29 protein-coding genes are annotated in these 24,456 nt (G+C 46.4%); 9 read left to right on the plus strand and 20 right to left on the minus strand.

All coding sequences use genetic code 11. The features are described from left to right. Positions 1-3: 3 nt before the first annotated feature. Complete coding sequence (locus A9E74_RS07535) at positions 4-684, minus strand: tellurite resistance TerB family protein (RefSeq protein WP_069296027.1); 681 nt, start codon at positions 682-684, stop codon at positions 4-6. A gap of 116 nt (positions 685-800) precedes the next feature. Here A9E74_RS07535 and A9E74_RS07540 point away from each other — a divergent pair, with 116 nt between their 5' ends. Beyond that, positions 801-1,325, plus strand: a complete 525-nt coding sequence (locus A9E74_RS07540) for a retropepsin-like aspartic protease family protein (RefSeq protein ID WP_069296028.1) — start codon at positions 801-803, stop codon at positions 1,323-1,325. Here A9E74_RS07540 and A9E74_RS07545 read toward each other — a convergent pair. From A9E74_RS07545 to A9E74_RS07575, 8 genes are all read right to left on the minus strand, one after another. Beyond that, positions 1,311-2,027, minus strand: coding sequence for an ElyC/SanA/YdcF family protein (locus A9E74_RS07545; RefSeq protein ID WP_245652099.1), 717 nt, complete (start codon positions 2,025-2,027; stop codon positions 1,311-1,313). The two genes, A9E74_RS07540 and A9E74_RS07545, sit on opposite strands and share 15 nt — an antisense overlap. 51 nt (positions 2,028-2,078) lie before the next feature. Then, entirely contained in the window at positions 2,079-2,423 is a 345-nt protein-coding gene (locus A9E74_RS14735) for a lytic transglycosylase domain-containing protein (RefSeq protein ID WP_245652100.1), read from the minus strand. Between the two features lies 1 nt (position 2,424). Continuing rightward, positions 2,425-2,703 (minus strand): hypothetical protein, encoded by a 279-nt coding sequence (locus A9E74_RS14740; protein WP_245652101.1) that lies wholly within the window; start codon positions 2,701-2,703, stop codon positions 2,425-2,427. Between the two features lie 83 nt (positions 2,704-2,786). After that, the gene (locus A9E74_RS07555) at positions 2,787-3,239 is read right to left on the minus strand and encodes a CopD family protein (protein ID WP_069296029.1); all 453 of its coding nucleotides are present in this window, start codon (positions 3,237-3,239) and stop codon (positions 2,787-2,789) included. A gap of 11 nt (positions 3,240-3,250) precedes the next feature. Beyond that, positions 3,251-4,780 (minus strand): fumarate hydratase, encoded by a 1,530-nt coding sequence (locus A9E74_RS07560; RefSeq protein WP_069296030.1) that lies wholly within the window; start codon positions 4,778-4,780, stop codon positions 3,251-3,253. A gap of 2 nt (positions 4,781-4,782) precedes the next feature. After that, positions 4,783-6,495, minus strand: coding sequence for a proline--tRNA ligase (locus A9E74_RS07565; protein ID WP_069296031.1), 1,713 nt, complete (start codon positions 6,493-6,495; stop codon positions 4,783-4,785). Between the two features lie 73 nt (positions 6,496-6,568). Next, positions 6,569-6,904, minus strand: a complete 336-nt coding sequence (locus A9E74_RS07570; protein ID WP_069296032.1) for a phenylpyruvate tautomerase MIF-related protein — start codon at positions 6,902-6,904, stop codon at positions 6,569-6,571. 2 nt (positions 6,905-6,906) lie between these two features. Continuing rightward, entirely contained in the window at positions 6,907-7,365 is a 459-nt protein-coding gene (locus A9E74_RS07575) for a DUF4124 domain-containing protein (RefSeq protein ID WP_069296033.1), read from the minus strand. Between the two features lie 55 nt (positions 7,366-7,420). Here A9E74_RS07575 and A9E74_RS07580 point away from each other — a divergent pair, with 55 nt between their 5' ends. Together A9E74_RS07580 and A9E74_RS07585 are read left to right on the plus strand one after the other, a co-directional pair. After that, positions 7,421-8,233 (plus strand): RluA family pseudouridine synthase, encoded by an 813-nt coding sequence (locus A9E74_RS07580; protein WP_069296034.1) that lies wholly within the window; start codon positions 7,421-7,423, stop codon positions 8,231-8,233. A 64-nt stretch (positions 8,234-8,297) separates the two neighbouring features. Further along, a complete protein-coding gene (locus tag A9E74_RS07585; protein WP_176718910.1) occupies positions 8,298-8,504 on the plus strand; it encodes a hypothetical protein in 207 nt (68 codons plus the stop codon). Here the strand turns inward: A9E74_RS07585 and A9E74_RS07590 are convergent. Beyond that, positions 8,501-9,820 (minus strand): MATE family efflux transporter, encoded by a 1,320-nt coding sequence (locus A9E74_RS07590; RefSeq protein WP_245652102.1) that lies wholly within the window; start codon positions 9,818-9,820, stop codon positions 8,501-8,503. The two genes, A9E74_RS07585 and A9E74_RS07590, sit on opposite strands and share 4 nt — an antisense overlap. A gap of 117 nt (positions 9,821-9,937) precedes the next feature. On the opposite strand from A9E74_RS07590, the gene A9E74_RS07595 reads away from it, so the two are divergent. The 6 genes from A9E74_RS07595 (at position 9,938) to clpA (ending at position 15,275) form a co-directional block, all read left to right on the plus strand. Continuing rightward, the gene (locus A9E74_RS07595) at positions 9,938-10,732 is read left to right on the plus strand and encodes a sulfite exporter TauE/SafE family protein (RefSeq protein ID WP_069296036.1); all 795 of its coding nucleotides are present in this window, start codon (positions 9,938-9,940) and stop codon (positions 10,730-10,732) included. A 92-nt stretch (positions 10,733-10,824) separates the two neighbouring features. After that, complete coding sequence (gene ppa / locus A9E74_RS07600) at positions 10,825-11,352, plus strand: inorganic diphosphatase (RefSeq protein WP_069296037.1); 528 nt, start codon at positions 10,825-10,827, stop codon at positions 11,350-11,352. Between the two features lie 91 nt (positions 11,353-11,443). Then, a complete protein-coding gene (gene serB, locus A9E74_RS07605) occupies positions 11,444-12,274 on the plus strand; it encodes a phosphoserine phosphatase SerB (protein WP_069296038.1) in 831 nt (276 codons plus the stop codon). A 72-nt stretch (positions 12,275-12,346) separates the two neighbouring features. Next, positions 12,347-12,658, plus strand: coding sequence for a Grx4 family monothiol glutaredoxin (grxD, locus tag A9E74_RS07610; RefSeq protein WP_069296039.1), 312 nt, complete (start codon positions 12,347-12,349; stop codon positions 12,656-12,658). Between the two features lie 8 nt (positions 12,659-12,666). Further along, positions 12,667-12,993, plus strand: a complete 327-nt coding sequence (clpS, locus tag A9E74_RS07615; RefSeq protein WP_084002995.1) for an ATP-dependent Clp protease adapter ClpS — start codon at positions 12,667-12,669, stop codon at positions 12,991-12,993. A gap of 32 nt (positions 12,994-13,025) precedes the next feature. Beyond that, positions 13,026-15,275 carry an ATP-dependent Clp protease ATP-binding subunit ClpA gene (clpA, locus tag A9E74_RS07620; protein WP_069296040.1) on the plus strand — a complete coding sequence of 750 codons (2,250 nt, stop codon included), beginning with the start codon at positions 13,026-13,028 and terminating at the stop codon, positions 15,273-15,275. A 359-nt stretch (positions 15,276-15,634) separates the two neighbouring features. Here the strand turns inward: clpA and cobO are convergent, their stop codons facing one another. Genes cobO through A9E74_RS07670 form a run of 10 tightly spaced genes read right to left on the minus strand, consistent with a single transcriptional unit; the run spans position 15,635 to position 24,422 of the window. Beyond that, complete coding sequence (cobO, locus tag A9E74_RS07625; RefSeq protein WP_069296041.1) at positions 15,635-16,243, minus strand: cob(I)yrinic acid a,c-diamide adenosyltransferase; 609 nt, start codon at positions 16,241-16,243, stop codon at positions 15,635-15,637. Between the two features lie 7 nt (positions 16,244-16,250). Continuing rightward, the gene (locus tag A9E74_RS07630; protein ID WP_069296042.1) at positions 16,251-16,973 is read right to left on the minus strand and encodes an adenosylcobinamide-GDP ribazoletransferase; all 723 of its coding nucleotides are present in this window, start codon (positions 16,971-16,973) and stop codon (positions 16,251-16,253) included. Continuing rightward, on the minus strand, positions 16,970-18,031 hold the full coding sequence (gene cobT / locus A9E74_RS07635; RefSeq protein WP_069296043.1) for a nicotinate-nucleotide--dimethylbenzimidazole phosphoribosyltransferase: 1,062 nt from the start codon (positions 18,029-18,031) through the stop codon (positions 16,970-16,972). The genes A9E74_RS07630 and cobT overlap by 4 nt, the downstream gene beginning before the upstream one ends. Then, entirely contained in the window at positions 18,032-18,550 is a 519-nt protein-coding gene (gene cobU, locus A9E74_RS07640) for a bifunctional adenosylcobinamide kinase/adenosylcobinamide-phosphate guanylyltransferase (protein WP_069296044.1), read from the minus strand. Beyond that, on the minus strand, positions 18,543-20,009 hold the full coding sequence (locus tag A9E74_RS07645) for a cobyric acid synthase (protein WP_069296045.1): 1,467 nt from the start codon (positions 20,007-20,009) through the stop codon (positions 18,543-18,545). Before A9E74_RS07645 ends, cobU begins: the two co-directional genes overlap by 8 nt. After that, a complete protein-coding gene (cobD, locus tag A9E74_RS07650; protein WP_069296046.1) occupies positions 20,006-20,998 on the minus strand; it encodes a threonine-phosphate decarboxylase CobD in 993 nt (330 codons plus the stop codon). The genes A9E74_RS07645 and cobD overlap by 4 nt, the downstream gene beginning before the upstream one ends. Further along, positions 20,991-21,899, minus strand: a complete 909-nt coding sequence (gene cbiB / locus A9E74_RS07655) for an adenosylcobinamide-phosphate synthase CbiB (RefSeq protein WP_069296047.1) — start codon at positions 21,897-21,899, stop codon at positions 20,991-20,993. The genes cobD and cbiB overlap by 8 nt, the downstream gene beginning before the upstream one ends. Further along, positions 21,896-22,558: a 5,6-dimethylbenzimidazole synthase gene (gene bluB, locus A9E74_RS07660; protein WP_069296048.1), complete on the minus strand. Its 663-nt coding sequence runs from the start codon at positions 22,556-22,558 to the stop codon at positions 21,896-21,898. The genes cbiB and bluB overlap by 4 nt, the downstream gene beginning before the upstream one ends. Then, positions 22,555-23,847, minus strand: a complete 1,293-nt coding sequence (locus A9E74_RS07665; protein WP_069296049.1) for a cobyrinic acid a,c-diamide synthase CobB — start codon at positions 23,845-23,847, stop codon at positions 22,555-22,557. The genes bluB and A9E74_RS07665 overlap by 4 nt, the downstream gene beginning before the upstream one ends. Beyond that, positions 23,847-24,422: a hypothetical protein gene (locus A9E74_RS07670; RefSeq protein ID WP_069296050.1), complete on the minus strand. Its 576-nt coding sequence runs from the start codon at positions 24,420-24,422 to the stop codon at positions 23,847-23,849. The genes A9E74_RS07665 and A9E74_RS07670 overlap by 1 nt, the downstream gene beginning before the upstream one ends. Positions 24,423-24,456: the final 34 nt, after the last annotated feature.

Consider the following 24,456-nt stretch of genomic DNA (forward strand, 5'->3'; position numbering starts at 1 on the left):
ATATCATGAGACAGCGCTATTTTTAGCCTGATGAATTTCTGTTCTCAGCGCCTCATCCAGATTGAGCTGGCGAGCCAGTTCATCAAGATAAACTTTCTCCATAAAACTATCTTCATCGGTAATGATTAAGCTTGCCAAATACATTTCTGCAGCTATTTCACTAGTCGTTGCCAATTTAGCAATTTCAGCAGGATTGACGGGTTTTTTTAACTCAGTATCTATCCATTGCAACAGCTCCGGATCATCCGTGAGTTGAGCAATCTGTTGATCAATCAACATGCGCTCATGATCGTCAATATGGCCATCAGCTTTAGCAGCTCCAATCATTGCTTGTAAGATGGCCTGACTATGAAGTTCGGCTTCGTCGGCGGGTAGCTTGTCCAGAGTTTTCGGGGCACTTTGCGGGGCTGTATGCAGATTATTCTGTTGCCAATTCTGGTAGGCTTTGAATGCCACCGCGCCAATTGCTGCAACACTACCGTATTTAAATACGCTACCCCCGATTTTTCGGGCTTTCTTGTTGCCTAATAACAGACCAACAGCAGTACCTGCTAGAGCGCCACCACCAGCGCCAGTTAAAAATTGACCGACTTTACTGTTTCCTAGATCAATGCCGCTTTTATTATTGTCCAGAAATTGCTGACCAGATTGTAAAAGCTTATCCATCAGATTACGTGTGTTCATTAAAAACAATCTCCAAGTGAGGGGTGTTGAACTAGTCAGTTGAGCAGCTTGCACGCATAATGTCTTTAACTTCGCTGCTATTGCCACCAACTTTTACTTTAATTGAATTAACTTAAATGAAAATGAATGCACGCTTTCAACAAGGTTCTTCGAAGCTATTTACCATCGTGTTCTGGTTATTGTTAATGGGCTCGATGACGCTATTTTTTAATGGGTTTATCGAAAATCAACAAAACCCTAATCGGCATTTAGTGGAAATGGAAGCCGGGCTTGGGACCGATGTGGTTTTACAAAGAAATCAGGCCGGACATTATGTTGCGCCGGGATTTATTAATGGCCATGAAGTGACATTTTTACTGGATACTGGTGCGACCAATATTAGTGTGCCCGGAGGAATAGCTAGAAAAGCTGGGCTGAAACAGGGCAGGCAGGCGATGGTGATGACGGCAAATGGTGTTGTGCCGGTTTATGCTACTCAGTTAGATACCGTACAGCTCGGTGCAATCAAATTGCAGTATATCAGTGCCCACATAAATCCTCATATGACCGACGATATCGTATTGCTGGGTATGAGTTTTATGAAACATCTGGATATGACACAACGTGATGGAACGCTGACTTTGCGTTTACCTGGGATCTGAAGATTGACCACTTTTTTCTACCGCCCACCTTTCATAATGTGAACCCGGCTCACCGGGATAAAAACAACATACTACCCAGACATTACCTATCAGTTCGGTAATTACTGATTTTGCCCCTTCACTGGTTTTCCACCATTGTTTCAGTTGAAAGCTTTGAGGGGCTGCGGCATAAATACCAATTTTAACGTCTTTAAATGCCTGCTGATAAAGATAGCGGGTTCGTCTGGCATGTACATGGCTGGTATGCACATTCAGTTCATCCAAACTTTCACCTTTTAAAGTCAACCAGTCTCTGACCAACACTGCGCTCAGATAAGTACGTTCTTGTGCCGACTCTGGGGCCGGAATAATGATTAATTTCTCAGCCGGTAAACCTTGGTGCAACATAAAATCACCAGCTTGCTCTGCATACGAGGCATGGGTGGGATTTAGAAATCGCCGATTAGGTCCGCCGGTAGTGATCATGTATTGATACCCCTCGGCGTTAAATACGGCTAAGGCAGATAATAAGCTGTCTTCCTCCTGCCAGCCTTCAACGACCAGATAAGTACGATCTGCTACGGGAGCATTGGAGGCGAGGAGCACGGCAAGTTGTTTTAATAAAAAAACACTGCCAATTATCAGCAGAATTAAAAAAAACAAACCGCCCCAGATTGTCGGGAACCACAGCTCGCGCTTTCGAAATAAGGCAAATTTAGGCAAACAAACTATTCCTGCTAATAAAAAAGATGGTGTTTAATCCTGATTTGCCTTTCAGCCTTCTTGTCCATAACGCTGATGCAAGATGCCTACACGCTCTACATATACTTCTGTCTCGGCATAGGGTGGGATACCCTTAAAACGTTTGACCGCGCCAGGTCCGGCATTATAAGCAGCCGTTGCGAGTTTGATATCGCCATCGAAAGTTTTCAACAAACCGGCCAGATACTTCACGCCACCCTCAATATTCTGCTGAATATCAAACGCATTGGTCACGCCAAGATCTTTGGCTGTACCAGGCATCAACTGCATCAAGCCTTGTGCACCTTTTTTTGAAAGAGCTTTGGAGTTAAAAGCTGACTCGGCATGAATTACTGCACGTACCAGTGCAGCATCCACTTTATATTTTTTTCGCCATGGCTTTTACCGTGTCAGCATAATCCGCTCTATTCAAGCCGATGGTATGCCAATTGATTTTTGATGTCGGATTACAGGCATAACAATCATATGCCAATACTTCGAATTCACCATTAATTGGTCGTTGATCGGAAAAGCTGAAGCCATCACCATCATTTGATAGTGACTTGTAGATGATGGTCTTATTACTGTTTATAGATGTGGGTTTGCGTACATCTATATCGGCATTGGTAAACTCCACAACGCCGTCGCTGTTGCGCACTTGTTTTATTTCATTTGCCAGCACGCCACTGGTTAACAGTAGCGTGCATAGAGAAATGAAAATAGGCTTTAGTGTCATAGATACTAAAAATAGCGTCCAGCTGAGCCAATGACAATCACAATTAAGCCAAGAATGAGATTTGCTCGAACAAATTTACGAATTTTATCCAGTTCATTGGCCGATGCTATCCAGTCATGCTCTGCTACAGCCCATTTAAGTTTTCTGAACGGGTTAAAAAATACGTGCATGAACAACAAAATCATAAAGATGCCCAACAGCAACATGATGTGCACATGAACACCAACTGCACCCATGCCGCCTAACATAAAGATCATACCGAGCCCGGTAATCAAAATGGTGACTACTGATGCCCATACCCATGGGAAAAATCGTTTAAAAACATTTGCCCAAAGTGGAAAGCGCTGTTCGGGTTCAAGTAAGGTCGCAGCGACGGGGCGTAAAAACATAAAAGCGAAAAATAATCCGCCAACCCAGATGACCGAAGCCAGTAAATGTAAACTTATTGCAATGCCCATAGTAATTCTCTCTAAGTTGTTATCGTTTTAATGGGAATACCAGCAATTTTCTGCTGCCATTCCTGAGGACCAGTTTGATGGACCGAGCTTCCCCGGCTATCGACCGCCACAGTGACTGGCATATTTTCTACGTAGAATTCACGCACCGCTTCCATGCCTAATTCTTCAAAAGCGACCAAGCGTGAAGATTTAATTGCTTTTGATACCAGATAAGCCGCTCCGCCCACCGCAATCAAATAGGTCGATTGATACTTTTTAATCAAATCGACAGTTTGTTCACCGCGCTCGGCTTTGCCTATCATGCCTAACAGACCGGTTTTAGCCAGCATGGTTTCAGTAAATTTATCCATCCGGGTCGCGGTGGTGGGACCGGCTGGACCCACAATTTCATTTTTTACCGGATCAACTGGGCCGACGTAATAGATAAAACGATTATGGAAATCCAGCCCTTCTGGTAACGATTCACCACGTTCCAGCAAATCGGCAATTTTTTTATGCGCTGCATCACGACCGGTTAAAAAGTGACCGGTGAGTAATAAGGTATCGCCGGGTTGCCATTGTTTAATCTCATCATGCGTTATTGTGTCGAGATTAATATGGCGGGTGTTTTCCGCAGCCTGCCAGGTAATTTCCGGCCAGTCGGTTAACGAGGGAGGAGTGAATGTTGCCGGGCCAGAACCATCCAGCGTGAAATGCACATGTCGGGTAGCGGCACAATTAGGAATCATTGCAACAGGAAGCGAAGCCGCATGGGTCGGATAATCCTTGATTTTGATATCCAACACCGTCGTCAGACCGCCCAAACCTTGTGCACCAATTCCCAGTTGATTTACCTTTTCATATAACTCAACCCGTAACTTTTCAGTTGCCGTTTGTGGGCCACGTTCGAGTAAATCCTGAATATCAATATCTTCCATCAGGCTTTGTTTGGCCATTAGCATGGCCTTTTCAGCTGTACCACCAATACCGATACCGAGCATGCCAGGAGGGCACCAACCCGCACCCATTTTTGGCACGGTTTCCAGTACCCAATCCACCAGACTGTCACTAGGGTTCAATATGGTGAATTTGGCTTTGTTTTCGCTGCCACCACCTTTGGCGGCAATATCAATTTTTATCTTGTCGCCGGGCACCAGTTCGGTATAAATCACTGCTGGCGTGTTATCGCCAGTATTTGTACGACTACCAATCGGATCGGCAACGATAGACGCACGCAGCACATTATCGGGATGCTGATAAGCCTGTCGTACTCCTTCATTGACCATATCTTCCAGGCTTTGATCGGTCTGCCATTGCACCTGCATACCGACCTTGAGAAAGATATTAACGATGCCGGTATCCTGACAAATCGGCCGGTTGTTTTCGGCGCACATCCGTGAATTGACCAGAATCTGTGCTATCGCGTCTTTTGCTGCTGGAGATTGCTCACGCTCATAGGCTTTGCTCATCGCCTGGATAAAATCCTGCGGATGATAATTGGCAATAAACTGCAATGCATCAGCGATGCTTTGCACAAAGTCCTGTTGGCGAATCAGCGTCATAATTATTGCGCTAACTTTTGTTGAATAGCTTCAAGCACATTATCCAAAGCGAATTCATCCGCTTCACCAGATGCACGATGTTTATATTCAATCACACCATTGTCCATACCACGTTCACCCAGAATTAAGCGATGTGGAATGCCGATAAGCTCCATATCAGCAAAAGCGACGCCAGGACGCAAGCCGCGATCATCAAGCAATACATCGACACCGGCAGCAAGCAATTGCTGGTAGATCTTTTCAGCTTCATCACGAACCCGTTGTGATTTATGTGCATTGACCGGTACTAATACCACTTCAAATGGGGCAATGGCCTGTGGCCAGATAATGCCGTTTTCATCGTTGTTCTGTTCGATGGTTGCAGCAACGACTCGAGATACGCCAATGCCATAGCAACCCATGGTAATAACCTGAGATTGTCCTGTTTCGGTCAATACCACGGCATTCAGTTTGCTACTGTAGTTTTCACCAAGTTGGAAAATATGACCCACTTCAATACCACGGGCAATTTCCAGTGTGCCTTGACCATCCGGGCTGGCATCACCTGCGACTACATTACGCAAGTCTGCGGTTTCAGGTTCAGGGCAATCGCGGCCCCAGTTCACGCCAGTCAGATGTTTTTCATCTTCATTGGCACCACAAACAAAATCAGCAATGTGTGCAGCGGCATGATCGACAACCATAGGAATTGTCAGGCCGACTGGGCCGATAGAACCGATATTGGCACCGGTAGCTTCATGCACCTGTTCCGGGGTGACAAAGGTTAAAGGCGCAGCAATTAATGGATGTTTTTCCGCTTTGATTTCATTGAGTTCGTGATCGCCGCGTAACACCAAAGCAACAACACTGTTTTTCTCAGCGCCTTCTACCAGCAACGTTTTCACACATTGCGACGCAGGAACTTTCAAAAAGCTGCTGACATCTTCAATGGTATGTTTGTGGAGAGTATCAACGGTTTGCATGGTGGCAGATGCTGCAGGACGAGCACCGGCAGGTTTAACTGCTTCAGCCAATTCAACATTGGCGGCGTAGTCACTGGCATTGCTGAAGGCAATGGCATCTTCACCGGAGCTGGCCAGTACATGGAATTCATGTGAGGCATTACCACCAATACTACCGGTATCCGCTTGTACTGCACGGAAGTTCAAGCCAATCCGCTGAAAAATACGCGTGTAAGTTGCGTACATATCATCGTAGGTTTGCTGCAAAGATGCTTGATCCACATGGAAGGAATAGGCATCTTTCATCAAGAACTCACGAGCACGCATCAAACCAAAACGTGGACGGATTTCATCACGGAATTTGGTTTGGATCTGGTAAAAATTGACCGGCAATTGTTTGTAACTGCGAATTTCCTGACGTACCAGATCAGTAATGACTTCTTCATGGGTCGGGCCATAGCAAAATTCACGTTGATGACGATCGGTTATGCGTAATAATTCCGGACCGTATTTTTCCCAGCGCTGGCTTTCCTGCCATAATTCAGCTGGTTGCACGGAAGGCATCAACACTTCCTGAGCTCCGGCTTTATTCATTTCCTCACGTACAATTGCTTCGGTTTTACGCAGTACCCGCAAGCCCATCGGCATCCAGGTATACAGACCAGAAGCCAGACGGCGGATAAGACCCGCCCGCAACATCAATTGATGACTGACGATTTCGGCATCGGCAGGTGTTTCTTTTAAAGTGGAAATGAGAAGCTTCGAAGTACGCATGGAAAACGTGATTCCTGATTATTGTTATTAAATTAAAAACTGCACCGCACAATTGCGGCAAAGTCTGGATTTGTTAAAAAGTGCTGTGATCCCAGCCCCAGTTTTGCCGTTCGGAGTCGGTCATGCTGATATAGATCCGGCTGCCATTGACACCAATTTGATCTTCAATCATCGAACATAACGCATCTGAAAACGCCTTGCGATCGCTGGGTAATCCTAAAGAGCGGTAATCCAAAATCGCCGTGGGCTCGGTGCTGCCACCAAATGACATGGCTGTTTTCGACTCAACCGCGATCATCACATAACTTTCCGGTTTGCCTGATGCTTGTGCCACGGTTTTGCTGGCGGCTTTTAATAGGGCTGTTTCGTCATTAATGCTTTGATTGGTCACAATGTTTAAATAAGGCATGGTTAATTCTCCTGTTCGCAGAATTGCTTAACTTGCTGTTTTAAAGTGCTTATTTTTTCCTGTCTTTCGACTTCGGTAGGCCGGGTAACATTGCCTTGTGGATCCATTACCCGTCTGCCGGGGTTATCTTGATACTGCTGTAAATTGTATCGGGCAACACGGCAATTTTCTTCGACAATGGCTGCCGTTTGTTGCGCTTGTTGTTGTTTTTGCTGCTGTTCAGCACGGGCTTTATCCGTTGCCTGTTGCTGTTCGATCAGCAGCTCAATTTCTTTTTGAGCCGCTTCAGGATTCATTGATGGAGGAGGGGGAGTATCCATCTTTTCATAGTGTTTGCCGACAGGAGGTGTTTGTGAATAGATGACCTCACCATCGTCATCAATCCATTTATAAGCATCCGCCTGAACCGCCATGGCAAATACTAAAGCAAGACAGCAACTGCTTAATTGCGGTATAAACATCACGGATACCTAATCAAATAAATCATTATTCTACGCCAAAGCGCCATTTCATAAAATGTCTGATCAATCTGTTCGTTTCGAGTTAAAAATCCCGGTGCAGCAAGGCTCAGCAAATGCCATTGATTTGCTGGCGGAACGCTGTGAATTGTCGCGTCAGCAAATCAAGCTGGCAATGAGTAAAGGCGCCGTCTGGATACAGAAAGGCAAACGTACTCAGCGTTTGCGCAGAGCGACCAAAACCTTGGCTCCCGGGGAAGTGCTAAGTATTCATTACGATAAGCGTTTACTGGATCAAATTCCTGCTGAGCCACAGTTGTTGCATGATTTTGGTGTTTACAGTGTGTGGTTCAAACCTGCCGGTATGCTGGCGCAAGGCACAGAGTGGGGTGACCACTGCAGTTTGCTGCGAGTTTCGGAACTGGCTTTTGCTAAACCCAGACAAAGTTTTCTGGTACAACGACTGGATCGTGAAGCCTTTGGCTTAATGATCATCGCCCACCAGCAAAATGCGGCAGCCCAGTTATCCACGCTGTTTCAACAACGAAAAATTGAAAAGCACTATGAGATTCAGGTCGATGGTGACGTTAAGTGGCAAAAACTGACGGTAAATTCCCCTTTGGATGGTAAACATGCCGTCAGCCATTTCGAAAAACGCGCTTATGATGCCGAGCAAAACCGGACGCAGTTAGCTGTCTCGATTGAGACGGGCCGGATGCATCAAATTCGCCGCCATTGCGCATCGATTGGTCATCCGGTTACTGGTGATAGCCGTTATGGAAAAAAGACTGCAGAGGGTTTGCAGTTGAAAGCCAGTCGTTTAGCTTTTGATTGTCCCATTACTCATAAAAAACAAATATTTAGCTGCTAGGGTTTGTTGACATTGGCTGTTTTGCGGCGCAATGATAGGCCTATCGATCTCAATGGAGATGTCAGTGATGAGTCAACCCGAACAACAGTATGGTCTAGACCCTGAATATGGACATTTGTGGGGTGATGATGATCGACGCCGTTATCAACGGCGCCAGGGTCTCACTCGACGTGAGCAAATTCGTTTTGATTTGAGACATGTCTTAAGGCGTTCAGGCCATGACCGCCGTTTATTGACAAGCGATCAACAGGCAAGAAAAAACCACCATTAATTTGGATCTGCCAGACGCATTATCTTGCCAATATAAAAACTTTGGGAAATGCCTCTTGCTGCCAGAAAAATAATTAAAGCTGCCCATAGACCATGATTGCCATAAGGTTGTAGTAGGTAAAAAGCGGGCAGATAGCAACCAAATGCTGCAAACAACATAGTGTTACGCATTTCCCGACTACGTGTCGCTCCGACAAACAGACCATCCAGCAAATACGACCATACCGCAATCATGGGTGCGATAATCACCCAGATAAGATACATCCCAGCAAATTCGATTACCGCATCAATACCGGTTAGCAATCGGATAATCGATGATCCGAATAACAGATATATCAGCGAAAACAACATTGCCATTAATATTGACCAGAATGCGGTTAAGCTGAGCGCTCTCTTCAGCATGGTCGGTGATTTACGACCGATGGCTTTACCTGTCAATGCTTCAGTGGCATTAGCAAAACCATCTAATACAAACGCCATGAAAGTAATAAAGTTCAACAAAACACTGTTGGCTGCTAATACGGTATCACCCTGGCGGGCACCTTGAGTAGTGAACAAGGCAAAACAGCTGATCAATAAAAAGGTTCTGATCATCACGTTGCCATGCACATGCAAGCCATGGCGGCTTTGTTGCAGTACTTTTTTACTCAGTGATAAACAAATACCAGCTTTATTCAGCCCGTAATGCTTGAGTAAAAACAGTCCCATCAACAGGCCGCTGTATTCAGCGATAACGGATGCTAATGCAACACCATCAACGTCCATACCTAGCCCCATCACAAACAAGGCATCCAACAGAATATTCGTAATGTTGATTACCAGTACCATCAGCAACGCAGCTTTTGATGCCTCACGGCCGATAAGCCAACCGAGAATTGCGTAATTGATTAACGTCGCTGGGGCACTCCAGATACGGATATCAAAATAAACGGCGGCGAAATATTCGACGTCCTGGCTACTGCTAACCAGATGCAAAGCCAGATTGCGAATGGGGAGCTGTATCAGCAGTAATAACACGGCAATGATTAGCGCCAGCCAGATAGATTGCATCAATACCGCCTGCATTTTTGCGGTACTATTTTCGCCATAGGCCTGTGACGTCAGGCCAGTGGTGGCCATTCTGAGAAAGCCAAATCCCCAGAAAACAAAGGTAAAAATCATACTGCCGATGGCTACGGCGCCAAGGTAATGGGCTGCGCTGAGATGACCAACCATTGCGGTATCCACCATACCCAGCAGGGGCGTTGAGATATTGGCAATGATCATTGGCCCGGCAATTCGCCAAACCTGACGGTGCGTTACAGTGTTATCTGACAAAGTTGGTCCAGTAAATTCAGCCTGCAAAGGCAATGCTAGATAAGGTTTGAAAAACCTTATAGGTAAACCACAATGATTTTAGCGAAAAATACACTATGACTGAGGAAAAAGACGCCTATGTGGATTGAATGGCTAAGCTATGCTGCTGCTGGAGTGGTAGCAGGCACGCTTGCCGGACTATTTGGTATCGGTGGCGGTTTGGTGATCGTTCCAGTTCTGGTCTGGCTGTTCAGCAAGCAGGGCTTGCCCAGCGAATATCTGATTCATATGGCGGTCGCCACCTCATTGATGACCATCATTGTGACGTCGATGTCGTCAATATTTGCCCATTGGCGTTTGGGAAATATTTCGCTGCTGGCGGTTCGTCGCTTAGTACCCGGACTGATTATTGGTGGCTTTAGCGGCGCATTACTGGCCAGTGTGATAAGCGGTGCAAAGTTACAAACATTCTTTGCAATTTTTGCTTTGCTGATGGCTTTACGCATCTGGCTGCCCAATTCAAAGGCATCCTATCCTGTATTGCTGAATCGACTACCTGCGACTATTTATGGTTTGTTCAGTGGCATTATCAGTGCATTGGTCGGCATCGGCGGCGGTACGTTGATTGTCCCTTATCTACTGATGGCTCGTCTCAGTATTCAGCAGGCAATTGGTTCAGCCGCATGCAGCGGTTTGCCGATTGCCATTGCCGGGGGTATCGGCTTTATTGTGTTTGCTCCCGATGAAATAAACCAACAAGCAGGATGGCAAACTGGCTTCGTTCATTGGCAGGCATTTGTCGGCATTATTATCACGAGCGTATTGTTTGCCCAATTCGGCGCTAGAATCGCCAAAAAAATACCGTCACATTGGCTGCGTCGCTTGTTTTCTCTGTTGTTGATTTGCGTAGCGATTTATTTTTTCAACCGATAGCTAAAGTGACTTCAACTTTGATGGCGGCGTGGTTTCTTTTATAATTGCCGGGTTTCGTTTTTATCCTAAACATTAATTGGAGCAATCGCTTTATGAACCTCGACCGAGTCGGCCCTGGCAGCAAACTGCCTGAAGATATCAATGTCATTATCGAAATTCCCGCTAACGCTAATCCGGTCAAATACGAAGTTGATAAAGCGACTGGCGCATTGTTTGTCGATCGTTTTATGAACACAGCCATGTTCTACCCAGCTAACTATGGCTATGTGCCACAGACTTTGTCTGATGATGGGGATCCGGTTGATGTGTTGGTTATCACTCCATTTCCATTGATTAATGGTTGTGTAGTCGCTTGTCGTCCAGTTGGCATGCTGAAAATGACCGATGAAAAAGGCGAAGATGCCAAAGTCGTCGCAGTTCCGCATGACAAAATGTATGACCATGTTAAAGACATCAACGATGTTCCGGAATTTTTACTGAATCAAATTGCGCATTTCTTCGAACACTACAAAGATCTGGAAAAAAACAAATGGGTCAAAATCGAAGGCTGGGCTGGCATTGATGCCGCTAAACAGGAAATTGTCGATAGCGTTACGCGTTACCAAAATGATGCGAAATAACACTTATTGAATCGATTGATAAAACTGTTTTTGCACGCGCGAGCTGACGTAAGTCAGTTCGCCGTTTGTCATTTTACGACTGGGAAACAACATGACACAGATAATTGTTCAGGGACCTCAATTAACCCGGGAACTGGCCGCTGAAATTGCTGAAAAATTAGCCGGTCAATGCCATTGGCAAGATCGATATGCGCTGATTGAGAATACCCAGCATGCCGATTTGACGATGCTACGTCAGCAATATGCGGTGGATATTAATGTGTTACCGGCAGAATTTGTGGCCGAGGATTGCCGGTTGATTGTGATGGATATGGATTCCACTTTGATCAATATTGAATGCATTGACGAAATTGCTGATTTTATGGCGATAAAACCTCAAGTGGCAGCTATCACGGAAGCCGCTATGCGGGGCGAGATTGATTTCGAAACCTCACTGAAACAACGGGTAGCGTTGTTAAAAGGCCTGCCGGTTGAAATGCTGGATCGTGTTTATCACGAACGGTTGATGCTCAATCCTGGTGCAGAGCTAATGTTAAAAACGGTGCAACAGGCTGGAATTAAAACAGCACTGGTCTCCGGTGGCTTCACCTTTTTTACTGATAAACTCAAAAAACGGCTGAATCTCGACTTTACTCAGGCTAATGTGTTGTCAGAAGCAAATGGTTACCTTACAGGGGAAGTAACCGGGGCTATTTGTGGTGCACAAGCCAAAGCGGATTTTTTACTGGCGCGTTGTGATGAACTTGGTATCAGTCCCCAGCAAGCTATTGCTATGGGAGACGGGGCAAATGACTTGCTAATGATGGCTACGGCCGGTTTGAGCGTCGCTTATCATGCCAAACCAAAAGTGCAGGAAGCGGCAAACACAGCATTGAATTTCTCTGGACTGGATGGTGTGTTAGGTCTATTGCAACGACCTTAATCAACAGCGTAATCTTGAATTAACTGCAGATGCCCCCATCTGCTAAAACTAACTTATTAAGAGGTAACAACAATGGATATTATGGAGCGTATTAAGCAGGCAATTGAATCAAACCCGGTAATCCTGTTTATGAAAGGAACCCCCGAGTTTCCACAATGTGGATTTTCCAGTCGTTCATCACAAGCGCTGACTGCCTGTGGCGCAGAATTTGCTTATGTCAATGTACTGGCTGACCCGGAAGTACGTGAAAATCTTCACCGTTATGCTGACTGGCCAACTTTTCCACAACTCTACATAAACGGTGAATTAGTGGGTGGATGTGACATTATTATGGAACTGTATGAGAACGGCGAACTCAAACAGATGGTCGAAGCAGCGAGTTGATTTTTGCCATGGCAGAAAAACAGAATCCTGATTGGCAAGCCGAGCATGGTTACGCGGTTGCGCCATCAAAACCGGAGTTAAAACAACCACCCAAATATCGGGTGATCATGATGAATGATGATTACACACCGATGGATTTTGTAGTGGAAGTTTTGGAGACCTTGTTTGATATGGGACGTGAACGTGCCACACGAACCATGTTACAAGTGCACACAGAAGGACAGGCTTTGTGCGGGATCTTTACATTTGAGATCGCTGAGGCCAAAGTGGAACAAGTGAACAGTTATGCCCAAAGACATGGGCATCCCTTACAGTGCACCATGGAACAGGATTGAGATGGCTGCAACGACAATAGGCGGATAGCAATATGCTGAGTAAAGAACTTGAACACACGCTGAGTCAGGCATTCAACTATGCTCGACAAAGATCCCATGAATTTCTGACCGTAGAACATTTATTGTTAGCCCTGTTGGAAAACGGACAGGCGCTGGCGGTGCTCAAGGCCTGCGAGGTGGATATTAATGCCTTACGTCAGGATCTGACCGATTTCCTGGCCGATAATCTGCCAACTTTGGCTGAAGACAGCGACCGTGAAACTCAGCCAACATTAGCTTTTCAACGTATTCTGCAACGTGCTGTGATGCATGTGCAGTCTTCTGGTGGCGAAGAGGTAACTGGTGCCAATGTTTTGGTCTCGATCTTCTCCGAGCAGCAATCTCAAGCGGTTTATTTACTACAGAAGCAGGATGTCAGTCGACTCGACGTGGTGAATGCGATTAGTCATGGCAGCATTGATAATCTGGCTGAAGAAACCAAAAGTGAAAAAATTGAGGTTGAAGACGGCAATTCCGAAAGCAAAAGCCCCTTGGCGTTATACGCTACCAATCTTAATGCAGAAGCCAAGCTGGGTCGTATCGACCCATTAATAGGTCGTGCCAATGAGATTGAACGGACTTTGCAGGTGTTATGCCGTCGCCGTAAAAACAATCCTTTGTTTGTCGGTGAAGCTGGCGTCGGTAAAACCGCATTGGCAGAAGGTCTGGCAAAACGTATTGTCGATGGTGAAGTTCCAGAAGTACTGGAACAGTCAGTAGTTTATTCCTTGGATATGGGCGCTCTGGTTGCCGGTACCAAATATCGCGGTGACTTTGAAAAACGTTTGAAAGGCCTGTTGCGTGAAATCAAACAGCAGGAACATGCGATTTTGTTTATCGATGAAATCCACACCATGATTGGTGCTGGCAGTGCCGGTAACAGTGCAATGGACGCGGCAAATCTCCTCAAGCCATTGTTGGCTAATGGTGAATTGAAGTGCATTGGTTCAACCACTTATCAGGAATACCGCAATATCTTTGAACACGACCGTGCTTTGGCGCGTCGTTTCCAGAAAATTGATGTGCCTGAGCCTTCAGTGGCGGAAACCATCGAAATTCTTAAAGGCTTAAAGCCAGGGTTGGAATTGCATCACAATGTGCGTTATTCCAATGCAGCGATCGAACAGGCAGCAGAATTAGCTGCCCGTCATATCAATGATCGTTATCTACCGGACAAAGCCATTGATGTGTTGGATGAAGTCGGCGCAGCTCAACGTATTTTGCCTAAATCAAAACGCAAAAAAATGATTGGTGTGCCGGATGTACAGCAGATCGTTGCCAAGATTGCCCGGATTCCCGCCAAGACGGTCAGCAATGCCGATAAAGACAATCTGCGTAATCTTGAACCGAACCTTAAACACGTTATTTTCGGTCAGGATGATGCGATTTCTGCATTAAGTTCAGCGATTAAAATGGCGCGTTCTGGTCTGGGGCATCCAGAAAAACCAACAGGTGCTTTCCTGTTTGCTGGACCGACGGGGGTTGGTAAAACAGAAGTTACTCGTCAGCTGGCTCATATTCTGGGTGTTGAACTGATACGGTTTGATATGTCGGAGTATATGGAGCCTCATACGGTGTCACGCTTGATTGGTGCACCTCCTGGTTATGTCGGTTTTGATCAGGGCGGGTTATTGACCGATGCGGTTATCAAACAACCGCATGCGGTGTTATTGCTGGATGAGATTGAAAAAGCCCATCCCGATGTCTTCAACCTGTTATTGCAGGTCATGGATCACGGCACCCTGACGGATAATAATGGCCGTAAAGCCGATTTCCGTCATGTGGTGTTAGTCATGACCAGTAATGCCGGAGCACAGGAAATGGGCCGCAGCTCGATTGGCTTTACCAAACAGGAACATCATATGGATGGTAGTGAAGCATTGAAACGTGCTTTCTCGCCAGAATTCCGTAATCGTTTGGACGGTATTATCCAATTCCAACCACTCAGTAAAGAAGCCATTTTGCGAGTGGCTGACAAAGCTGTGCTTGAGCTGGAAATGTTGCTGCAGGACAAAAACGTCACCATTGAAATTGAAAATGATGCGCGTGAATGGCTGGCAGAGCATGGCTATGATGTACAGATGGGAGCCAGACCTATGGCACGCCTGGTACAGGAAAAAATCAAACGTCCGTTGGCAGATGAATTATTATTCGGCCAACTGAGCGATGGTGGTCATGTCAGGGTCATTCTGAAAAATGATGAACTGGTTCTGGATATCATCAAAGAAACAGAACCTGCATAATGCTAAACAATGAACCCGGTAGTTATTTGCTACCGGGTTTTTTTATGTCTGAAAATAGTTATTCCCGATAATTTTTTCCATTTAATACCGGCAAGTTATTCACCTATTTCACAATTTCTTCACACCTCTCAATAAGAGATCTCGCTAACTGACTGATTACGTTGGCTGTATTTGTAAGTAATTGAAATTAAACGAATTAATGGAGTTGATGGTTTTTTGACCATTTTGTGCAGAGTGCTTAAATATGAACAGCTTAGCGACTAACTCCAAAGTTAAACACAGAGTTATCCACAGAAAATGTGAGTAACTTTACCGTTTGATGACACAGCAAAATTCACGCCAAAATCGTGTAAAATTCCTTAGAGCTCTATGCCTTTCTGAGCACGGATACCATCACGAAATGCATGTTTGACATCCTCAATCCTGCTGACAGTATCAGCCGCATCAATGATGCTGTCTGGAGCGCCGCGACCAGTAATAATCACATGTTGCATTGCCGGGCGAGCAGCTAAGTCAGCTATTACTTTAGCTGCATCCAGATATTTCATTTTCAAGACAATATTCAGTTCATCCAGCAAAATCACGTTAATACTGTCGTCTTGTAACATCGATTTAACAATATCCCAGCCTGCTTCTGCAGAAGCTTTATCTTGCTCCAGATTCTGCGTGTCCCAGGTAAAACCATCGCCAACCACGTGATAACTGACCTGCTCAGGAAACCGACGATAAAAGGCTTCTTCACCAGTACTCATCGCACCCTTAATAAATTGCACGATACCGACTTTCATATCATGACCCAAAGCCCGAGCAATCATGCCAAAACCGGATGAACTTTTACCTTTACCATTACCAGTTATGCACAACAATAAACCTTTATCCTTAGTGGCTTGTTGGATTTTCTTATCGACAACTTCTTTATGACGTTGCATGCGATCTTTATGGCGTTGGCTTTTTTCAGAATCAGTCATAATTTTCCTAAAATAGAACAAAAAATATCAGTATTGCCGCTTCCAGCAGTTCGACCATTGCGCCTGCAGTATCACCAGTAAAACCGTTTAATCGACGCTCCATCAGGTAGCGCAGCAATAAAAAAACAACTAAGCCAAACAACAGGGCAAACAGGCCGATACTGAATAATGCCAATACACCAACGGCAAGCATCAAGCGTCTTGTATGCAACGCGGATTGCTGTTGTTTGAGAATACTGCCCAAACCATGGGGCCGCACATAGTCAGTGGTTAAAAATAATAATGGTAAAGCGGTGCGGGCCAGTATCACAGACCAGATTAATGCCCACCAGTTCTGCTGACTGAGTAAAACAGTCAGCATGACAAACTTAATTAACAGCACTAATACAATTGTCACCACTGCAATAGGACCGGCAGCCGGGTCTTTCATAATGCTTAGGGTTTTAGCTTTATCACCAATGCCGCCCAACCAGGCATCGGCACTGTCAGCCAATCCATCCAGATGCAATGCACCGGTGATGGTCATCCACACCGTTAATAGCAAAATGGCGGAGACCATTGGCGATTGTGATGTCAGGCTCCAGCCCAGAAGGCTTATCACAATCCCGATTAACAAGCCGACAACTGGATAAAACAACAATGAGCGGCCAATATCCTGTTCGGTAAATTCACCCTGCAATCTGACCGGCAGAATAGTCAAAAACTGCAGGGCGATTAACAAAGCTCTCATGAGTTGAGGGCGCCGGCGATGGCCGCTTCTTCAAACGTCGCCATTTGATTGTGCAGGGCGCAGGCCATTCTTAATAACGGGATAGCAACGGCTGCACCACTGGCTTCACCCAGACGCATATTAAAGTTCACTAAAGGCTGTGCCTCAAGCCCTTGTAACACCGCGCTATGTCCCGGTTCGGCGCTGTGATGGCTGAATAGAAACCATTGTCGACTGCCAGGACAAATTTGTTCAGCACATAAAGCGGCTACGCTACTGATAAAGCCATCGATCACCACCGGCAAACCAGATTTAGCACAGTGTAAATAACTGCCCACCATGGCCGCAATTTCAAAGCCGCCCAGATAACGCAAAATGGCTAAGGGAGAATCCAAATGGTTTTTATGTAATAACAATGCTTCGGCGATAATTTGTGCTTTATGCGAGACGCCTTCAGCATTAAGTCCTGTGCCTGGACCGGCCAATTGACTGGCTGGTAGATTCAACATCGCACAGGCCATGGCACTGGCTGCTGTGGTATTGCCAATTCCCATATCGCCGGCGATATAAATCTGCGTACCGTTCTGCAAGCAGCATTCGACATTATGTTGACCAATCAACATGGCTTGTTGGCATTCGGCTTCGGTCATTGCTGCTTGCTGATGAAAGTTAGCCGTACCATTAGCAATTCGTTGATCCTGCACGCCTTTAATCTCTTCCAATTCACTGACAGTGCCAACATTGATCACGTCCAGCGAGGCATCCAAATGTTTTGATAAAACGCTAATCGCCGCGCCACCACTGGCGAAATTACGAATCATCGCCGCAGTAACGGATTGTGGATAGGCTGAAATGTTTTCCGCCATCACACCATGATCCGCAGCATAAACGGTGATATGCACATGGTCGGCTTGTGGACTTGTGCCTTGCAAAGCCGCCAGTTGCACGGCTAATTGCTCCAGTTGGCCTAATGAGCCTGCAGGTTTGGTCAATTGGCTTTGGCGAGTTAACGCTGCATCTGCAGCATTTTGGTCAATTGCTTTGACAGGTAATGTTAACCATTGGGTGAAGTCGAGCATTCAGTTTCCTTTCAAGGCATGCGGCAAACCTGCCACGGTGAGGATGACATTATCCATCAACACGGCAAGTTGTTGATGCAGGCGGCCGGCCTCATCACAAAATCGTCTGGTCAATTCGCCCATCGGCACTATGCCCATACTGGTTTCATTGCTGACCAGTATGATGTCAGCCTGCAGAGTTGGCAGAGTCTCAAGTAACCGTTGGATTTCGGTAGTCAATAAATTCTCATCATCGGCGAGCAGCAAATTGGTCAGCCATAAGGTCAGGCAATCCACCAAAATACATTTATCTGCATCGTCCTGTTGCTGCAATGCAGCGGCAAGATTGAGTGGTACTTCGACAGTAGTCCAATGAGTAGGACGTTGCTGTTGATGCAACGCAATACGTTGTTGCATTTCACTGTCATTAGCATGGGCCGTAGCAATATAACAGACTGCTAATTTGCTATTTATGGCGCGTTGTTCGGCCAGTCGGCTTTTACCGGATTTTACGCCGCCGAGGATTAGGGTTTTAGCCATTTGCTGCCTTTAAAATTGCCAGTAGTGCTGTGGTATCCATATGTTGTTCAACCATCTCTGCCAGTCGTTCAATATCCGCTTCACGCAAAGCATGATAATCCGGGCTGCTTACATTATTCAGTCCAGCCCATTGCAGTAAGGCATCACAGCTTGTTTGCTGTTCAAACAAACCATGCAGATAAGTGCCGATAATCTGATTATCTTCGCTGATCGCTCCATCTGGACCATGCGACAACTGTAGCAGCGGACGTAATAAGGCTTTGCCTTCACTCACACCGGCATGAATTTCATAGCCACTGATGGGGGCATTATTTAATAGCAGTTGCCCCTGATTCTGCCGTAGTTGTTTTTCGGCGTGCAGGGTGGTGTGCATCTCCAGTAAACCAAGTCCTTGTTTCGCACTGCCGGGCATGCTTTCAACCCCAAGTGGATCATCAATCTGCTGACCCAGCATTTGAAAACCGCCACAAATCCCCAGCAGTTTGCCCCCGTACCGCAGATGTTTTTGAATCGCTGCTGGCCAGCCTTGTTGTTCCAGCCATTGCAGATCGGCGCTGACATGTTTACTGCCTGGCAGAATAATCAAATCGGCTGGCGGTATCGGTGAATCCGGGCAGATAAATTGTAAGTTTACGTTTGGGTGCAGTCGTAATGGATCCAGATCGGTATGGTTACTGATACGTGGCAGGACCGGGACGATAACGTTCAGCACTTTGTCGGCTTTTTCCACCTGAGTAATATTAATCGCATCTTCAGCTTCCAGATGCAGTCCATGCAGATAGGGCAGAACGCCTAGAACCGGCTTGCCAGTGCGTTGTTCCAGCCAGTCCAGACCAGATTGCAATAAGCTGATATCACCACGAAAACGATTAATCACAAAGCCTTTAACGCGTTGTTGCTCAGAAGCAGAGAGTAAATCTAAAGTACCCACCAGATGGGCAAAGACTCCGCCACGATCAATATCCGCAACCAGAATCACCGGACAGTCCACTGCCTCGGCAAAGCCCATATTGGCAATATCGCGATCGCGCAGATTGATTTCTGCCGGTGAACCGGCACCTTCCACCATCACCACATCATATTGTTTTTCCAGACGAGCATGCGACTCCAATACTGCAGTCATCGCGGTTTGTTTATAGTCGTGATAAAACCGCGCATCCATATTGGCAATGGCTTTGCCATGAATAATCACCTGAGCACCGGTATCACTGTTCGGTTTCAGTAAAACTGGATTCATATCGATATGCGGCGGCAGATTGCAGGCATAAGCCTGAACGGCCTGAGCACGACCAATTTCACCACCATCGGCAGTCACAGCACTGTTTAAAGCCATATTCTGTGGTTTGAATGGCGCAACAGAATAATCCTGTTTCACCAGCCAGCGGCATAACGCCGTCACCAGTGTGCTTTTACCGGCATCAGAGGTAGTGCCTTGAACCATTAAAGTTTTAGCTGTCATGGTTTTATAACCACCTGCTGCAAAGCGGTTTCCAGACGTAACCAGTCCTGTTCAGTAGCCGGTAAGCCAAACCTTAAGGCTGCCGGTCGATCGAATAATCGACAGAGAATACCTTGTTGGGCCAATTGATGATGAATGCTGGCAGCATGAGCAGTTTTAATCCATTGAAATAAGGCACAACCGCCGCTGGGTGCTAAATGATATTGGCCGAGCAGCTCAGCCAATCGTTGGGCGTGTTGTGGTAAATACTGACGCGATTGTTGATGCCAGTTTTTATCGGCCAGTGCCTGACTGGCTATCCATCTCGAGGCTGAGGCAATTGACCATGGACCGATTTTTTCAGCAAGCTGAGATAATAAATCAGGGTGCGTTATAACAAAGCCGACTCTTAATCCGGCCAGGCCAAAAAACTTGCCCAGCGAACGTAATACAATCAGCCCCATCGGAGCAGAGTGTGAAGCCAAACTGTGTTCTGGTGTGACGTCAATAAATGCTTCATCAACAATCAACCAGCCACCGCGTTTTTGCAAACGCTCATGCCATTTCATCAAACGTGTTGTGTCAAACGTTTCACCACTGGGATTATTTGGATGAACCACGACGACGACATCAAATTGTTCAATTTGCTGTTCTAGTTCAAAGCTTTCCAACGCCACTACTGCATGACCAGCCTGCTGCCAGCAGTGACGATGTTCTTCATAGGCGGGTGATAGAACGGCGACCCGACAGGCTGATCTTAAAGTCGGTAACATCTGTATAGCAGCCTGAGAACCAGCAACCGCTAAAATATGCTGGCATTGATAATAAGTTCTGGCCTGTTCGATTAATTCATCTTCATCTTCGGGTAACCGTGACCACATTGCTGATGGTATGAAATCAGGCACCGGCCAGCCGTTGGGGTTTATACCGGTAGACAGATCCAGCCAGTCATTGGTGGCGATACCATATTGTTTGGCATAAGCTTGAATTCGACCGCCGTGATTAAGCATAAATGATCCCCGTAATAATCCCTGTAACGGAAAGCCATAACAGCACATTTTTAAACACTAAACGTAAAGCACGTTGAATATCGTTTGCTTCAGCTGGATTTGACGTTCCGAGTACGGGACGTTGATGCCACTCGCCGTGATAACAGGCAGCACCGCCAAGTTGAACATCCAACGCGCCCGCACCACTGGCCATTACCGGGCCGGCATTGGGACTGTCCCATAATGGGGCTTGCTGACGCCAACAGCTCAATGCCTTCCGAGTATTGCCAAGCAGGGCATAACTTAAAGCGGTCAGTCGGGCGGGCACAAAATTTAATAAATCATCCAAACGAGCAGCTGTTTTACCAAAATAGAAAAAGCGTTGAGTTCGATAGCCCCACATGGCATCCAGTGTATTGACCAGTCGGTAGGCGACTGCTCCGGCTGCACCACCTATTGCAAACCAGAAAAGTGTGCCAAAAACCGCATCATTGCCATTTTCCAACACTGATTCAATCGTGGCTTTATTAACATCAATATGCTCTTTATCCCGACTGACAATGCGGCTGGTCAATGTTCTGGCGTGTTCGATATCGCCTTGTTGCATGGCATGCAGAATAGGTCGGGCATGATCAAATAAACTGCGATGACCCAGGCACAGCGTCAATAGCACCACTGAAAACAGACTTCCCCATAGAGGAATCTGGCTTAGCAAATAAGTAATAACCGTAATAGGAACAATACAAATGACCAATGCCAGCATACCGGCAAAAAACTGAAGAAATCGATGATGATGGGAGTGATTAAGACGTGCTTCGATTTTGTTCACCAAAGTGCCGAAGCCGACCAGAGGATGCAACCGTTTTGGTTCGCCGGCAAACCAGTCAATGATCAAAGCACTGAGCATGATAATAAAGGTCATGTTTTGGTTTTGTTTTCCCAGCGGTTTTCAAAGATAAGCTCATCCAGGGGCTGACGTTGTCGCCAGTTTTCCTGCTCCAGCATGGGCTGTTGGTAAAAATCATCAACATGACCCAGACACAGAATCGCCACCGGGCAGGCACCATCAGGAATCGCCAGTAAATCGGCTAATTGTTTGGGATCAAATAATGAGACCCAGCCCATTCCCAATCCTTCTGCCCGTGCTGCCAGCCACATATTCTGAATGGCACACGATACCGAGGCCAGATCCATTTCCGGCAGGGTGCGGCGACCAAAAATATGCGACTCACGTTTATCCATCAACGAAACAACCAACACTTCAGCGCAATCCTTAATGCCTTCGACTTTCAGCTGTAGAAATTCCATTTCACGCTCCCCCAAGGCTTCAGCAGTCAGAACTCTTTCGTTTTCAACGATTTGATGAATAGCGTTGCGGATGCCGGTATCGGTAATGCGAATTATCCGCCAAGGCTGCATCAGCCCTACGCTGGGAGCCTGCCAGGCTGCTTGAAATAATCGCTGCAGAATATCCTGATCGATGGGATCAGCAATAAAATGGCGCATATCCCGACGTTCACCAATAGCGCGATAAACCGCTTCACGATCCTGCTCATTAAAACGGTATTTATCCTGACTCATGGTGTAAGCCAGCGAGCAATAAGTCCGGGGGAAGACTGGAAATAAAAGTGGATATAGCTGGCGGTCAGCCGTTGTTGCTGAAACACGGCTTCACAGACGTTATTGCCGTTTGGGCATTCAGCATAGACGATAGCGTCGGGTTGATTTTCCAACAATGAATGGTGGTAGGTGTGACCACGTAAAGTGTGGTTATCAATAGTGACTTGTTGCAGAGCCAAGGCTGTCAGTCTGGCTTGTAGCTTGGCATCAGCGGCAAGCACGCCACACATTTCAGCTTGTTGGCCATGCTTATCGGTTAATGTACGGCATAAATACAGCATGCCACCACATTCAGCCACAACCGGTTTATTGGCATTAATGTGTTCACATATCGCCTGACGCATCGACATATTTTGGCTGAGTGTTTCCAGATGCAGTTCAGGGTATCCACCGGGCAGATAAAGACTATCCACTTCAGGAAGTTTTGAGTCAGTTAATGGCGAGAAAAATACCAGCTCAGCACCCATAGCGGTTAAGCAATCCAGATTTGCCTGATAAACAAAGGCAAATGCTGCATCCTTAGCCACGCCGATGCGAAGATCTTTTAATAATGGGGGTAAAGCTTCAACAGGTTCGTAGTCTAGTTTGATTTGCGGCAAAACAAATTCGGGATTGAGCTGAATGCTATCTGCCAGTTTGTCCAGACGCTCACTCAAATCAGTGAGTTCATCAGCCTGAACCAAACCCAGATAACGGCTGGGCAAACTCTCAGTTTGGCGAGGCATAGTAGCAAGGCAGGGCAGATCTTCTGGTAAAGCGGATGTCAGCATTTCAGTATGTCTGGCACTGCCCACACGATTGGCCAGAACGCCAGCCAAAGTCACATCCTGACGAAAGTTGGCTAAGCCGAACGCTAAAGCGGCGAATGTTTGTGCCATGGCACTGGCATCTATGACTGCTAAAACCGGGATTCCCAGAATGGCAGCCAGATCAGCTGTAGAAGGCGAACCATCAAACAAACCCATCACGCCTTCAATCAGAATGATATCTGCCTGTTTGGCGGCGTTGGCAATCAATTGTCTGGAGTGAGTTTCACCGACCATCCATAAATCAACTTGATAAACCGGATGGCCGGAGGCAAATGACAAAATCATTGGGTCCAGAAAGTCTGGACCCACTTTGAAAATTCGGATCTGTTTACCCTGACGTCGATAATGCCACGCCAATGTCGCGGTAATAGTTGTTTTACCTTGACCTGAGGCGGGGGCAGCAATAATCAACGCAGCGCAGGTTTGCGGCTGCTTTGACATTAACGTAGCTGATTACTGCGCTGGCTCAAATTCGCAAAACGGAAGCTGATATGAATTACCGCGGCAGCAGCAATGTAAAAGCTTAACTTACTCAGGTTGCCTGGATAGGACTGGACGAACCGGGTCAGATACTCAGCCATGGTTGGGTCCACATAACGACCTGAGAACCAGTAAAAACCACCGCCACTGAACAGGCCGGCAACTGCGGTAACCGTCACCAGCGTCATCGCCAGCGTAAACAGGGCAGTCCAGTTAAATTGGTATTTGGATTGAAACCAGCGACCTGCCAGCCATAAACTGCCATATGCGGGTAACATAAAGCCATAAGCGGGGGAAACACAGAAATTACTGGCACCGCCTATGTAAACCGACATTAAATCCAGCACTACAGCCAGACCTAAAAAAGCTGGAAACCACAATTTTGAGGCCAGATAAAATCCGGCGAGTAGAAATACTGCCCATGAAGCGCTGGGTAAAACGTTGATATCGGCAAAATGATGACCACGAGTCATCACCAGTAATAAGGCAAGGAGCGCAGCCACGATCAGTTGCTGACTTTGAGACAATAACGACATTGAGATTCTCCGATGTGCTCACCCGCACAACTTG

The sequence above is a fragment of the Methylophaga muralis genome, assembly GCF_001720165.1.
In the GTDB taxonomy this organism is placed as follows: Bacteria; Pseudomonadota; Gammaproteobacteria; order Nitrosococcales; family Methylophagaceae; genus Methylophaga; species Methylophaga muralis.

Excerpts from the sequence above, each read along its gene's own strand:
- clpS (WP_084002995.1), top strand. The coding sequence starts at position 12,667 with ATGGCAGAAAAACAGAATCCTGATTGGCAAGCCGAGCATGGTTACGCG.
- A9E74_RS07555 (WP_069296029.1), bottom strand. The coding sequence starts at position 3,239 with ATGGGCATTGCAATAAGTTTACATTTACTGGCTTCGGTCATCTGGGTT.
- A9E74_RS07565 (WP_069296031.1), bottom strand. The coding sequence starts at position 6,495 with ATGCGTACTTCGAAGCTTCTCATTTCCACTTTAAAAGAAACACCTGCC.
- A9E74_RS07645 (WP_069296045.1), bottom strand. The coding sequence starts at position 20,009 with ATGACAGCTAAAACTTTAATGGTTCAAGGCACTACCTCTGATGCCGGT.
- A9E74_RS07630 (WP_069296042.1), bottom strand. The coding sequence starts at position 16,973 with ATGAGAGCTTTGTTAATCGCCCTGCAGTTTTTGACTATTCTGCCGGTC.
- cobO (WP_069296041.1), bottom strand. The coding sequence starts at position 16,243 with ATGACTGATTCTGAAAAAAGCCAACGCCATAAAGATCGCATGCAACGT.
- A9E74_RS07540 (WP_069296028.1), top strand. The coding sequence starts at position 801 with ATGAAAATGAATGCACGCTTTCAACAAGGTTCTTCGAAGCTATTTACC.
- serB (WP_069296038.1), top strand. The coding sequence starts at position 11,444 with ATGACACAGATAATTGTTCAGGGACCTCAATTAACCCGGGAACTGGCC.
- A9E74_RS07595 (WP_069296036.1), top strand. The coding sequence starts at position 9,938 with ATGTGGATTGAATGGCTAAGCTATGCTGCTGCTGGAGTGGTAGCAGGC.
- clpA (WP_069296040.1), top strand. The coding sequence starts at position 13,026 with ATGCTGAGTAAAGAACTTGAACACACGCTGAGTCAGGCATTCAACTAT.
- A9E74_RS07570 (WP_069296032.1), bottom strand. The coding sequence starts at position 6,904 with ATGCCTTATTTAAACATTGTGACCAATCAAAGCATTAATGACGAAACA.
- A9E74_RS07580 (WP_069296034.1), top strand. The coding sequence starts at position 7,421 with ATGTCTGATCAATCTGTTCGTTTCGAGTTAAAAATCCCGGTGCAGCAA.
- cobU (WP_069296044.1), bottom strand. The coding sequence starts at position 18,550 with ATGGCTAAAACCCTAATCCTCGGCGGCGTAAAATCCGGTAAAAGCCGA.
- A9E74_RS07665 (WP_069296049.1), bottom strand. The coding sequence starts at position 23,847 with ATGTCAAAGCAGCCGCAAACCTGCGCTGCGTTGATTATTGCTGCCCCC.
- bluB (WP_069296048.1), bottom strand. The coding sequence starts at position 22,558 with ATGAGTCAGGATAAATACCGTTTTAATGAGCAGGATCGTGAAGCGGTT.
- A9E74_RS07575 (WP_069296033.1), bottom strand. The coding sequence starts at position 7,365 with ATGTTTATACCGCAATTAAGCAGTTGCTGTCTTGCTTTAGTATTTGCC.
- cobT (WP_069296043.1), bottom strand. The coding sequence starts at position 18,031 with ATGCTCGACTTCACCCAATGGTTAACATTACCTGTCAAAGCAATTGAC.
- ppa (WP_069296037.1), top strand. The coding sequence starts at position 10,825 with ATGAACCTCGACCGAGTCGGCCCTGGCAGCAAACTGCCTGAAGATATC.
- grxD (WP_069296039.1), top strand. The coding sequence starts at position 12,347 with ATGGATATTATGGAGCGTATTAAGCAGGCAATTGAATCAAACCCGGTA.
- A9E74_RS07535 (WP_069296027.1), bottom strand. The coding sequence starts at position 684 with ATGAACACACGTAATCTGATGGATAAGCTTTTACAATCTGGTCAGCAA.
- A9E74_RS07670 (WP_069296050.1), bottom strand. The coding sequence starts at position 24,422 with ATGTCGTTATTGTCTCAAAGTCAGCAACTGATCGTGGCTGCGCTCCTT.
- cbiB (WP_069296047.1), bottom strand. The coding sequence starts at position 21,899 with ATGACCTTTATTATCATGCTCAGTGCTTTGATCATTGACTGGTTTGCC.
- A9E74_RS07560 (WP_069296030.1), bottom strand. The coding sequence starts at position 4,780 with ATGACGCTGATTCGCCAACAGGACTTTGTGCAAAGCATCGCTGATGCA.
- cobD (WP_069296046.1), bottom strand. The coding sequence starts at position 20,998 with ATGCTTAATCACGGCGGTCGAATTCAAGCTTATGCCAAACAATATGGT.